We start from the raw sequence: 12548 nt of genomic DNA, 5'->3' as shown, positions 1-12548 counted from the left end.
CTACATCCTGCTTCTTGTGAATTCGGCAGATTCACTGAACACGGTTTTCCGAGAAATGACTTTCAACAACAGCCTATAAATGCTCACAGACCCTGTTCTTCAGCGAACTGAATCAATTCGGCCAGGTTGTTGACTGCCAGCTTGTAATAGATGTTCTTGCGGTGGATTTTAACGGTTTCGGTCAACAGCAAAAGCCGTTTGGCGATTTCGGGCGTGTCGAATCCCTGTTTCAGGAGGGCGATAATTTCCAGCTCGCGGGGCGATAGTTTAAACCGTTTCAGAAGATCATCTTCGGGGTGCAGCGTTCCGGCCTTGCTGCCCGATTTCGGATCGAAGTACGGAATACCATCGACGACGTTTTGCAGGCAGGTGAACAGTTCCTGTTGGGAAGCACTTTTCAGGAGATAACCGGCCACACCGATGGCTTTCAGTTCGTCGACAAACGTCTGGTAGCTGTACATCGAAATGATGATGACCCGAACCAGTGGAAACGCCTGAACGACCTCGCGGGCCCTGTTTAGCCCATTTCGGTTAGGCAGGTTGATGTCCAGCAGGACCAGATCAGGGTGTACGTTCTGAATGGCCGGCAGGATGTCCGTTCCAGTATAGACCTGATCGACCACCTGATAGCGGGAGCCAACCGACCGGAGCAGGCTGTACAGGCCGTCGTTAAACACCTGATGGTCGTCGGCAATCAGAATGGTGATCGGTTTAACAGCAGAATCCATGCATTTACGAATCAATAGGCACCTCCAGAATGATGGTTGTTCCGCGTTCGCCGGAATCGACCAGTAATTTCGACTTCAGATACGTGACCCGGGAGCGAATATTGCGCAGCCCGATTCCGGCGGGTTTGTTGCGCCCGGCTGTCGCATATCCCCGGCCGTCGTCTTCGACCAATAAAGATACCTGTTGTGGGTAAAAAAGCAACTGAACGGTTATCTGCTTTGCCCGGGCGTGCCGGATGGCATTCTGAATGAGTTCAACCGCAATCCGGTAAATGGTCAGCTCCATTTCATTGTCGAGCCGGCGTTCCGGGCCAAACGAGATGAACAGAAAGTAAATCCCGGAATTGGCTTCGACCCGGTTTACGGTTTCGTGCAGGGCTTCGGTCAGGCCGAGCCGGGCAAACTCGGGGGGCATCAGGTTGTGGGAAATGTGCCGAAGGTCGCGAATTGCTTTTTCCATCAGCCTGATCGGCTGCAGCAGGGCATCGTCGGGTTCGTGAACGATTTCGAGTTGCACCTTGATGGCGGCCAGCGTCGATCCCAGGTCATCGTGCAAATCGGCCGCCAGCCGCTGACGTTCGCCCTCCTGCGCCTGCAAAACCTGTTTCATCTCGTGCCGTTGCCGGCTCAGTTTCATCTGCGTGTAAAGCCGGACGGCGCTACCGGCCAGCAGGAGGAGGCTCAGGATGGCCACCAGCCGAAACCCGGTCGTTTGCCACCACGGTGGATGAATGATGACCCGGATCGACGTTCCTTTTTCGTTCCAGACTCCATCGTTGTTCGATCCCTTGACCCGGAAAACGTACGTTCCGGGATCCAGGTTGGTATAGCTCACATACCGTCGCGAGCCACTGTACACCCAGTCTTTTTCCAGACCTGCCAGGTGGTAGGCGTATTGATTTTTGGAAGGATTTACATAATTCAGGGCCGCAAATTCAAAGGAGAAAAAGTTTTCATCGTAGTTCAGGTGCAGGGTTCGGGCTTCTATTTGACCGGCGATGGGTTTGTCGAACAATTTGGCCTGCGTAATCACCACCGGCGGAACGTGGCGGTTGGTGGTTAGCTGCCGGGGATCGAACGCAACGAATCCATTCTCACCACCGAAGTACAGCACACCGCTTTTCCCCTTGCAATGGGCCTTTTTGAAGCCGTCGCCGGGCAAACCGTCACTGACATCATAATTGATAAACGTCTTGTCGGCAAACGAAAACCGGGAGAGGCCCTTGGACGTTCCCAGCCACAAATGCCCCTGATTGTCTTCCTGAATGGAAAAAATAGAATGATCGGCCAGCCCGTCGGCCTGCGTAAGGACCTGAAATGTTTCCCTGTCATACTCAAATCGGCACAACCCTCCCCCAGAGGTTCCCAGCCACAGATTTCCCTTTGAATCCTGAAAGATGCTGGGAACGGCATCCGACGGCAGGCTACCCGGTTTGCGACGATCCGGGCGATAGTGGGTAAACCGCCCGGTTTTCCGGTCCAGCCGATTGAGGGCTACGCTGCCCGTCCCAATCCAGAGGTTTCCCCGCTGGTCTTCGCGGATCGAAATCGCCCAGGCATCGCTGATTCCCTTCGCGTTTTTCGGATCATAGGCATAGTGGGTTACGTGGCCCGTTTTTCGGTCGAAGCTTTTGATCCCGTTGTTGGTACCCAGCCAAAGCAGGCCCTGGCGGTCTTCGTACAGGGTGAAGATCGCGCCATTGCCGCCGAGTCCCGGATAGCGGAGGGTGTCCTGCGTAAACGGGATGAACGTTTCCGTTTGCCGGTTGAACAGCGCCAGGTCGCCCTGGCTACCCACCCACAGGTTGCCGTCGCGGTCTTCGAGCAGGGCATTGACATGGCGATTCGGCTGTCCCTTTGGCTGGTTGGGGGTGAATCGATACGTCTTAAAACGGCCCGTTCGTTGGTCCAGCCGGTCCAGTCCGGCCCCGGTGGCCAGCCAGACGATGCCGGAGCGGTCTTCCAGAATGGCATCGACGTACTTATTGCTCAAGGACGAAACCGGAGCGGGAAGCGGTCGGTAATGCTGGAACGGCTGCTGGCGGGGATGAGCCCGGTCAACGCCCTCGCCCCAAATGCTGACCCACAACAAACCGGATCGATCCACCAGGAGGGCGTTGACGAAAGACCCACGCAGGCTCGCTGGATTTTCCGGGTCGTGCTGCACCTGCGTGAAGTGCGTGCGTTCGGAATTGAGCTGAAACAAACCCTGCGTGTTGGTGCCAATCCAAAGGTTCCCCTGCTGATCTTCGGCAAAGTGCCTGAACTTTCGGTTGATGGTGGCATTGATGGCCGGCGATGGATCTGATGTGTACGGGTAATGCCTGAACGTCCCGCTTTTCCGGTCAAACCGGTTCAGGCCGTTCTCGGTGCTGATCCACAACATACCTGCCTGGTCTTCATACATTTCCCGCACCTCATCGTGGCTCAGGCTGCGGGAATTGGCAGGGTCGTGCCGGTAGGTTGTAAAGCTAACTGGAGTGGTTTTTCCGGTTTCTGTCGGGTTGAGAGTCATCCGGTGCAGCCCCTGTTGACTGCCCACCCACAGCGTTCCGGTTTTGTCGCGATAGAGTGTATTGACTTCCGGGACTATCCCGGTGGAAGACTTTTCGGCCAGCAAGGTCGCATAATTGAAGCGGGAATAAGTGCCGGTTTTTTTGTCGAATTTCCGTAGTTCGGGCGTGCCGTTCGCTACCCACAGATCGCCCTCCCGATCTTCTACAATGGTGTTTATCGTGCCTTGTTTCAGGGTTTGGGGGGTAGGGCCGTAGCAGGTAAAGATTTCAGTCTGTTTATCAAATTTGCAAATTCCCTGCCCCATCATGCCGAGCCAGAGGAAGCCTTCCCGGTCTTCCATCAACTGGATCACGGAATTGCCCGCGAGCGATGTGGTATCTCCGGGGATCTTTTTGTAGGTAGTAACCGTGTAGCCGTCGTATTTGCTGAGTCCATTGTCGGTCGCAAACCACACATACCCCTCGCGGTCCTGAAGCAGGGCATACACCACATTATTGGCCAGCCCCTGGTTGATGCCCAGGTGTTCGAAGCGGAGCTGGCGGGCCGTCTGGGCGTGGCTCCAGACGCTCAACGAGCAAATGAACAGCAGGGCGATACACCACAGACGGGTCATGGCAGCGGGTTTGGGGCTAGCTCCATCAATCGGTTTCAATCACTACCTTGACCGTATGAATTTGTCCGGCATTCGAAAGCCGCAACAGGTACAGACCCGGAGCGGTTTTCAGCCTGACCGGCACCGGCCCCACCGGTTTGCTGGCGTAGGAACGGCTGTAGACTTGGCGGCCCAGGTTATCCACCACCTCCAGATCCCCCGACCGGAACGCGTCGGGCCACTCCACCCAGAACGTTCCGTTGCCGGGATTCGGGTACACTTTCAAGGTTCCCGGCGTTGGCTCCACCGCCGTGATGATCATCGGGTCCGAGTCGTTGAAGCAGCCACCTTGTCCGGTCACGCGGACGGTATAGGTTCCGGCACCCGGATTGCGCAGAACCTGGCGCGTCGAATCCGGCAGGGGTTGACCGTTTCGGTACCACTGATTGCCCGTCGTACTGCTCGACCGGAAACCGTTGCTTTCCAGGGTCAGGGTTGGCTTGGTCGGTTTGGGGGAGAAGTTCATGGTGACATAATCGGAGGTCGGCCCTTCCAGATTGCCCCGTTTGGGCGTCACCGCCACGGAAGCGCTCTGCTTGATGAACCGGGTGCTGCTGGTGGTTGTCACCGACGGGCCGTCTTTGGTCAGCCACGTATACGAACTGAAATTATCGGGCGCTTTCAGCGCGACGCTGTCGCCCGTGCAAAGGGGGACGGGGGCAGTGACGGATAGCGCCGGTTTTTCAATCCGAACCGAAACCGGTTTTGACAGGGCTGAACAGCCGTCTTTTACAACGCGAACGGAATAGTCGGCCAGTAAAACCGGTCGGGCCGTGTCCTGCGTGGTTTCCTGCCAGCGTTCGCCGTTAATGAACCAACTGAAACCACCGGTAAAAGCTCCTGCGGGCGTTACCCGCAGCCGGTAGCGATCCGGGAACGTTTCGACCGTCAAAACCGGGATAACCGGCCCCGGTTTTTCGGTGATGGTAATGCCTTCACTGCTCACCTCCTGGCCGCACTGTTTGGCTTTTGCCGTGTAACTACCGCTCTGACTCACCACCAGTTTCTGGCTTTTGGCCGTAGTGATTTCCTGCCCGTTGCGGAACCAGCGGAAGTCAGTGAAGGTCTCGGGAACACGGAGCGAAACCGTATCACCGGAGCAAAGCGACAGCGAACCGGCGGCTGAAATCACGAGCGGTTCGGCATTCGTACAGGGCGGATCGAGGAGTAGGAGAGGGTCGCCAAGCGGGTATTGGGCGTCATTGAACGTGAAGCCATGCCGGAATGCATCGCTGACGTACGCTCCCCGGGCAAAGGCGTGAAAAGGACGTTTTTCCTTGAATTTTTCCAGTAATGGCGATTCATTTTCTTGGGTAGACGCAAATATGGTCACCGAATAGGCATTGACAAAAAGGGTGTTTCCTTTATCCAGGTACGTACCAGCCATATAATCCCGGACATCGATACCGCCCACCGAACAGGCCAGAAAGTCAAAAAGAAGCGTGTTGAGTTTACCCAAATTCTGAATTTCGGTCGGCGTTATTCCAAAATAATGCAAACCGGGGGAGCCATGCCCGTAAAAAGTGGCTATTTCGTATGAGTTGCTGCCTAACTTCTTAAGGTAATCGGCTCGCCAGATCGGGTCATCCCCGTGAAAATTAGGACCATATTTCCGGGGAACGTTGATCGTATCGTTGTTGGTCCAGCGCCCCGTCAATTCTTCAACTTTTTTCGGATAACTCCCGTCGTGGTAGAACGTATCGGCCAGCAGCGCTTTTTTATCAAACTTAATTTGCCCCGTTTTGTATCGGTGCAGTTTTTCAAAATACCGCAATAGGTAGGCTTTCCCTTCTTCCGGACGCGTAGGTACAATAGCGCCGTACGAAATATCGACAATAGATGATTGAGCATAGGTAGACGAAATATCATTCGGAATCGGATCGGCTCCAACGTCCTGACACCTGTATCGCCGGTTTATAAAAGCGTTTTGCTGGGGATCGAACGGGTAATCCTGGGTCAGGATTTTGGCATACACCCCAATGCTGGGTAAACTGAACACGTCGCCTGGCCCCGCCTGATTGGTTTTGGGGTTCAGATGATACGATCGAATGTAGGTGCTGGCATTCTGTCCGATAAAAAACAGGTAATGGAGCGGAGTCGTGGCATCGAAGTACCAGCTTTTGATCTGTTCGTAGAGTTTCCCTTTTTCGGCCGGATCCGTAGAAAGATAAAACCGTTCAAAAACGAGATTGGGGTCGGCCCGGTTCACGTCGGCTTTGTAAACCGACAGCGCCTGTTCAATTTGCAAATCGTTTTCGTACTGCTTGTCGAGTATCAATAGTATTCTTTTGGGCTTTTGCAGAGCCGCACCCGTTTTGTAATGAACTTCGGCGATGGTTTCACCCGTGCATTCGCTGGAATAAAGGAGCGTGAAGTAATAATCCGTGTTGGCATTCAGACCGCCAACCGGGATCTGCATGGTTCGGGAAGATCGATCGACAAGCTTGTTTGAAATGTAAATAACATCCGACTGGTTCGTAAGTTCAGGGGATGTTCTAACGATCAGCGTAAAATTGCTCCCATTGTTGAGGTTGATTTCGGGGCCGAGTGACACCGAAAGAACGGCCGCATCACCCGATCGTCGGGAATCATTCGCAATGGATACCGTCACCGTCTGCGCTTTTCGGGCCGCCGAGGTCTGCGAATTCGCGTTTTTCTGAAGCTGATAAAAACCGTGCTGATCAGGTTGAACCGAAAAGGATTGCGCCAAGAGGAGAGAGGTCGCAGGCAACAGAAGACAAAGGGCGAGGAAAAAGCCTTTAAAACCCTTGTTTCTGGCTGAATAAGATACCCTGTGGCGATTCGCTGGTAAAGTTTCCATACAGACAGGATTCCGGTTTTCAGGAAAGGGTTTGGCTGATTACCTGATAAAGTTACAAATAATCCTATCTTTTTATAAAATGGTAACAAAGAGCCAGTACCCGAAAAGCTGTAAACCACCCATCAATTCTGGCTGTTCCTGATCAGCGTGGCGTAAAACCGGATCATGTTCCGGTAGTCTTTCAGGCTAATCCGTTCGTTGGTGCCGTGAACCCGCTGGGTGTCTTCGTCGTTCATGGGCGTGGGCGAAAACCGGTAGATTTGCGGACAAACGCGGGCGTAAAACCGGGAGTCTGTGCCGCCCAGCGTTAAATACGGCGTGACGATGGTTTCGGGATAAACGCCCTTGATGGTGCGGTGAATCCGTTCGAATCCGAGCGCATTCGGATTCGAAACCGGTGAAGGCTGGCTGATGAATTTTTTCAGCACATTGACCTGAATCCGCTCATCATCAATGACTTCCTTTACGCGTTCGGCAACGGTCTCCACCGTTTCGCCGGGTAGAATCCGGAAGTTAATCGTCGCCGTGGCTTCAATTGGCAGCACATTGTCTTTGACGCCGGCCTGAAAAATCGTGGGCGCGGTAGTGGTTCGTAGCGTTGCATTGCCAGAATTCGACTGCGCCATGATGCGGGTGATGAGGGGCGCAAACAACCACTGGTTGGCAAACACGATCCGCTGTCCGAACGGCATTTCGGGACCGATGTACGTAAACATCTGATCCAGTCCCGCGTCCAGCCGCGCCGGAAACGGGTTCTTTTCCAGTTTGCTCACCGCTTCGGCCACCAGCCCGATGCTGGTCTGTTTCGGCGGCATCGACGAATGCCCGCCCTTGCTAACGGTCGTCAACTCGATGCTGGCGTAGCCTTTTTCGCCAATTCCGATGAGCGCGACCGGTCTGGGCAGGCCCGGAATACCGTCGGTTTTAATCACACCACCCTCGTCCAGCACGTATTCCAGCGTGATTTTCCGCCGTTCCAGTTCGGCGGCCATGGTTTGGGCACCCCGAAAACCGGTAACTTCTTCGTCCTGTCCGTAGGCCAGCATGATCGTCCGCTCAGGCTGAAAACCGGTAGCGAGCAGCCCTTCGACGGCTTCGAGTTGCGCCATGACGCTGCTTTTGTCGTCCAGCGTGCCCCGGCCATACAGAAAACCGCCTTCCAGCAATCCGTCGAACGGCGGTCGTTTCCACATTTTCTGGGTGCCCTGAATCACCGGAACGACATCGTAATGTCCTGTCAGCAATACCGGTTTCAACGCCGGATTTTTGCCTTTCCATTCGTACAGTAACCCGTACTGGTTAAACGTCTCGCGCTTCAGTTGCTGATGAATCCGGGGGAAGGATTGCTGCAGCAGGCTGAGGAATTGGTCAAACTGTGTGGTGTCCGTCAGCGACTCATCGGAATAGGAAACCGTCCGCAGCCGCAGTGCCGCCACCAGCCGGTTCACGGCCGAATCGCCGACAGAAACGGATGCTGCGGGTGGAACATCGCTCAGTTGCTTGGAGGAAAAGCGGAGGGTATTGACCAGCAGAACAAGCAGCAGGACAGCCAATCCAATCAGGAGCCAGCGGAGTCGTTTCATTTTTTCTAAATCATGCCCCGGGCTTTCAGTTCCAGGTATTTATTGACGGTGTTGGCGGTCAGGTTCTGCGGGGCGGTCAAAATGGCCTGAATGCCGTATTGTTGTAATTCTTTGACGATCAACTTTTTCTCGTAATAAAACTTCTCGGCAATGGTTTTCTGGTAGATTTCTTCCGTCGAACTGGCCGGGCTGCTCAATAACGTTTTCAATTCGGTATTTTCAAAAAAAACAACGATCAGCAGGTGGTCTTTGGCCATCCGGCGCAGATACGGTAGTTGCCGGCGCAGGGCATTAACCGTCTCAAAATTAGTAAATAACAGTAATAAACTCCGCTGGCGGATGTGTCGGCGCAGGTTGGTGTACAAGGCTTCGTAATCCGATTCCAGAAACCGGGTTTTCTGCCGGTATAACACTTCCAGGATTTTCTGCATGTGGCCCGGTCGTCGCTCGGCGGTCACCAGTTGTCCGATTTGTTCCGAGAACGTCAGCAGCCCGGCGCGGTCCTGTTTGAGCAGGGCAATGTTGCTCAAAACGAGTGTCGCATTAATGGCGTAATCGAGCAAACTAAGTCCTTCAAACGGCGATTTCATGACGCGGCCTTTGTCGATGAGGCAATAAATGGCCTGCGATTTTTCGTCCCGGAAGGCGTTCACCATCAGGTCGCTCCGGCGGGCGGTGGCTTTCCAGTTGATGGTCCGGACGTCGTCACCCCGGCTATAGGCCCGTACCTGTTCAAATTCCATGCTGTGCCCGATCCGGCGGACTTTTTTGATGCCGACCTCGCTCAACCGGTTCGAAATGGCCAGCAATTCATACTGCCGCATTTGCAGAAACGACGGAAAAACCGCCACCATCTTGTTCTGCGAAAACTGGTAGCGCCGTTTCAGCAGCCGCAGGGGTGTCATTGCGTAGACGTTCACGGCGCCGAAATTATATTCCCCGCGTTTGGTCGGCCTTAGTTCGTAGCGTAACGTTTTGGTTTCGTTGGGCTTCAGCGTGGCTGTAAACAGCACATCCCGCTTCTGAAACTGGAACGGGATTTCATCGATGATTTCGACCTGTGCCGGAAAGGAATAGCGGTTTTCGAGGTAAAGGGTCACCGGGTTTTCGTCACCGTTCGAGAGCCGGTCGGGGAGTTCGCGTCGGGCAAAAAAAGCCGCCCGTTTGGTTGAATTTCGGAACAGCAGAATGCCGTCCAGCAGGCACAGCGCCACCAGAACCGCCAGCAGCAGTTTGACAAACGGGAACAGGACCGGAAACACGTACGCCAGAATGAACAGCAACACGAACGCGATCAGCAACAGCCAGACGCGGGTAGAAACGTAGAGTGCGCGGAAAAGGGTCATCGCGGCACCTCAATCTTCTGCACCACCTGACCAATCACTTCATCCGCTGTGCCGCCTTCCATTTCGCGTTCGGGGGTGAGCAACACGCGGTGGCGCAACACCGGCGCGGCCAGTTCCTGCACGTCTTCGGGCGTGACGAAATCGCGGCCCCGGAGGGTGGCGAGGGCTTTGGAACTGTTCAGGAGCGCCACCGAAGCCCGGGGCGAGGCACCCAGAAACAGTGATTTGTGCGTGCGTGTACTCTGCACGATCTGAGCAATGTATTCAAACAACTTATCCTCAATGTGAACCCGGTGAACCTGAGCCCGTAACGCCTGCAACTGATCCGCCGTGAGAGACGCCTGAACCGCTTCGACCGCGTCGGCCAGATTCCGGCGTTCGTGGTGGCCTTTCAGGATGTTCACTTCCTCCAGCACGTTGGGATACCCGACGACGACTTTGAACAGAAACCGGTCGAGCTGGGCTTCGGGCAGCCGGTAGGTGCCTTCCTGCTCGACGGGATTCTGGGTCGCCAGCACCAGAAACGGGTCGGCCAGCAGATACGTGATGCCGTCGTTGGTGGCCTGCCGCTCTTCCATCACCTCAAACAAAGCCGCCTGGGTTTTGGCCGGGGCGCGGTTGATTTCGTCGATCAGCACGATGTTAGAGAAAATCGGCCCCCGGCGGTATTCAAAATCGGTGGTTTTGGGGTTGAAAATGGACGTTCCCAAAACGTCGGACGGCATCAGGTCGGGCGTAAACTGAATCCGGCTGAAATCGACCGAAATGGTTTTGGCCAGCAGTTTGGCAATCAGCGTTTTGGCTACGCCCGGAACGCCTTCGATCAGCACGTGGCCGTCGGCGAGCAAAGCCGTCAGGAGCAGATCGATGGTTTGGTGTTGCCCGACGATGACCTTGCCAATTTCGGCCCGAATCGCATCGACGGCGGTTTTGAGTTCGGTTAAATCTAAGCGGTTTTCGTAGGGAGACATGGTGTGAATTCGCAGTTACGCTTTCGCCTGTACATAAAAATTTTCTATCAACTCATTCAATCGAATCAAATCGTATTCACTCATCATCTGCTGTTGCGAAAAAGCAATTTGGCGGAATAAGGCCTGAACATCCGGCTCCGAAACGCCACTTTTCCGCGCCAGGGCCAGCTTGAATTCTTCGTCAGGAAATGCAGTATTCAATCCAAACTGTTCCCGAACATAGGCCAGAAAATACTGAATCTTCTTCTGGGCCAGATTCCCGTGGTCGGCGCGCTGGAAATACAAACGACCCACGTTCTGCACAAACGCCAGCGAGGTATTCTTCAACGGTTCGACCAGCGGAATAACGCGCTGGGTGCGTTTTCCCGCAAAAATAACGTACAGCAGCAAACCCACGACCGTGAGATAATAGGCCCAGGTCAACGGCGGCTGCGTCAGAATATACCGCAGCAGCGACTGCTCGTCCTCATCGAAACGCCCCAGTTTCTGGTATTCGTCCCAGAAGGTCGGCTGGGCGGGCAGATACGACAGGGCTTTGTAAGCATAATCTTCCGTAGACGGATCGAGGAGGTAGAAATTGGTAAACGCCAGCGGCAGGTTGTGGATAAAAAAAGCACCTTTGCCGTATTGAATTTTGAGGAAAATAGGCTCGTTTCGGGCATTTCGGCCCAAAACCGTCGTTTGAGCGGCTTTCGTGGTGACCAGAAAATTCCGCCCGTCGTCGTGCCGGAAGTGATAATCGACCCGGTTTTTCAGCTCCGGATTGGTGAAATTCATGCCTAAGGTCGTATCGCGCAGGGTAGGCGTTTTCAGATCGGCGCGAAAACCGAGCCGCATCGCCAGTGAATCCGGGAATTCGTAGGCCGAAATAAAAACCGTATTGCCCCGATTGGCATACTCCAGCAGCTTTTTCCGATCAAAACTGCTCAATTTCACCGTATGACAAATGAAGACATAGTTGCTACGGACGGGTAAGGTACTATCCGAGAGGTGGTTGTACACCGGTAGGCGCAGGCTTTTTACGGGTTGCTGGTTCAGCACGTCCGGCAACAGGTCGAACAACACCCGGGTGCCGAACGGAATTTTGTCCTTGTTCGTGTAGGTGGGATTCCAGTCGATGGGTTTTGGGCGATAAAATTCGAACAGCCCATACGCAACGATGGTTGTCATCAGAAAGAGAAGGTATTTGTTCGGTTTCAAACGGTATGGGTTTATTTGCTGCCACTTGACAAGCGGTTCGCGTGGGCATTCGCACAAATGACATGCCGGTTTATCTGCAAGTTATAATAAGTTAGAAACCCGCAACCAAACAAATTTTCATAACTTTCCTGCTAGCTAAACAAAATCCCTGTTTTATGAAAAAAGTCTTATGGATCGTCGGCGGCCTTGCGGTTTTGGTACTCATCGGTTTTTTTGGCCTGCGGTCGTTTACCAAGTCGTCCAGCCCGGAAGCGGTTGCGACCAGTGACCAGAATGGCGTTCAGGTAAAAGTGGAATATTGCCAGCCGTATAAAAAAGGACGCAAAATTTTCGGCGGTTTGGTTCCCTATGGCGAAGTATGGCGGACGGGAGCAAACGAAGCGACGATCATCACGATCGATCAGAACGTTACCGTGGCCGGACAACCGCTGGATGAAGGCGAATATTCGCTCTGGACCATCCCGTCGGAAGGCAGTTGGATGGTTATTTTCAACCGGGAAACCGGGCAGTGGGGAACCAGTTACGACCAGACCAAAGATGTTTTGCGGGTGCCGGTGGCGGCCCGGAAACGGAATGCGGTGGCCGAACAGTTCTACATCAGTTTTGCGCCCCAGGCGGGCGGGAGCGACATGCTGCTGGCCTGGGATCAAACCGAAGCCATTGTGCCGATTCGGCTCCGCGAAAATCAATAATATCTGATTGAGTGAGTCAATTCGTTGAAACCGGATTC

The 12548-nt window shown here is 54.1% G+C and carries 8 protein-coding genes; 1 reads left to right on the top strand and 7 read right to left on the bottom strand.

All coding sequences use genetic code 11. The annotated features are described in order from the left end of the window. Positions 1–83: 83 nt before the first annotated feature. The 7 genes from F0P93_RS13950 to F0P93_RS13920 form a co-directional block, all read right to left on the bottom strand. On the bottom strand, positions 84–728 hold the full coding sequence (locus F0P93_RS13950) for a response regulator (protein WP_150877011.1): 645 nt from the start codon (positions 726–728) through the stop codon (positions 84–86). A gap of 4 nt (positions 729–732) precedes the next feature. Next, positions 733–3858: a sensor histidine kinase gene (locus F0P93_RS13945; RefSeq protein ID WP_150877010.1), complete on the bottom strand. Its 3126-nt coding sequence runs from the start codon at positions 3856–3858 to the stop codon at positions 733–735. A 25-nt stretch (positions 3859–3883) separates the two neighbouring features. Beyond that, complete coding sequence (locus F0P93_RS13940; protein WP_191908813.1) at positions 3884–6607, bottom strand: T9SS type A sorting domain-containing protein; 2724 nt, start codon at positions 6605–6607, stop codon at positions 3884–3886. Positions 6608–6840: 233 nt separating this feature from the next. Then, positions 6841–8301, bottom strand: coding sequence for a M20 family peptidase (locus F0P93_RS13935; RefSeq protein ID WP_150877008.1), 1461 nt, complete (start codon positions 8299–8301; stop codon positions 6841–6843). A gap of 5 nt (positions 8302–8306) precedes the next feature. Beyond that, the gene (locus F0P93_RS13930; protein WP_150877007.1) at positions 8307–9647 is read right to left on the bottom strand and encodes a DUF58 domain-containing protein; all 1341 of its coding nucleotides are present in this window, start codon (positions 9645–9647) and stop codon (positions 8307–8309) included. Beyond that, on the bottom strand, positions 9644–10618 hold the full coding sequence (locus F0P93_RS13925) for an AAA family ATPase (RefSeq protein WP_150877006.1): 975 nt from the start codon (positions 10616–10618) through the stop codon (positions 9644–9646). Before F0P93_RS13925 ends, F0P93_RS13930 begins: the two co-directional genes overlap by 4 nt. A gap of 15 nt (positions 10619–10633) precedes the next feature. Beyond that, complete coding sequence (locus F0P93_RS13920) at positions 10634–11818, bottom strand: DUF4350 domain-containing protein (protein WP_225309486.1); 1185 nt, start codon at positions 11816–11818, stop codon at positions 10634–10636. A gap of 155 nt (positions 11819–11973) precedes the next feature. Here F0P93_RS13920 and F0P93_RS13915 point away from each other — a divergent pair, with 155 nt between their 5' ends. Further along, positions 11974–12510, top strand: a complete 537-nt coding sequence (locus tag F0P93_RS13915) for a DUF2911 domain-containing protein (RefSeq protein WP_150877005.1) — start codon at positions 11974–11976, stop codon at positions 12508–12510. The last annotated feature ends 38 nt before the right edge of the window (positions 12511–12548 follow it).

It is taken from the genome of Larkinella humicola (genome assembly GCF_008727875.1).
In the GTDB taxonomy this organism is placed as follows: Bacteria; Bacteroidota; Bacteroidia; order Cytophagales; family Spirosomataceae; genus Larkinella; species Larkinella humicola.
The sequence above is the reverse complement of the archived record's forward strand: the minus strand, read 5'-3'. Positions and strand labels throughout refer to the sequence as shown.

What these genes read in the sequence shown, in the direction of transcription:
- F0P93_RS13950 (WP_150877011.1), bottom strand. Translation starts at nt 728, where the DNA reads ATGGATTCTGCTGTTAAACCGATCACCATTCTGATTGCCGACGACCAT.
- F0P93_RS13945 (WP_150877010.1), bottom strand. Translation starts at nt 3,858, where the DNA reads ATGACCCGTCTGTGGTGTATCGCCCTGCTGTTCATTTGCTCGTTGAGC.
- F0P93_RS13935 (WP_150877008.1), bottom strand. Translation starts at nt 8,301, where the DNA reads ATGAAACGACTCCGCTGGCTCCTGATTGGATTGGCTGTCCTGCTGCTT.
- F0P93_RS13930 (WP_150877007.1), bottom strand. Translation starts at nt 9,647, where the DNA reads ATGACCCTTTTCCGCGCACTCTACGTTTCTACCCGCGTCTGGCTGTTG.
- F0P93_RS13925 (WP_150877006.1), bottom strand. Translation starts at nt 10,618, where the DNA reads ATGTCTCCCTACGAAAACCGCTTAGATTTAACCGAACTCAAAACCGCC.
- F0P93_RS13915 (WP_150877005.1), top strand. Translation starts at nt 11,974, where the DNA reads ATGAAAAAAGTCTTATGGATCGTCGGCGGCCTTGCGGTTTTGGTACTC.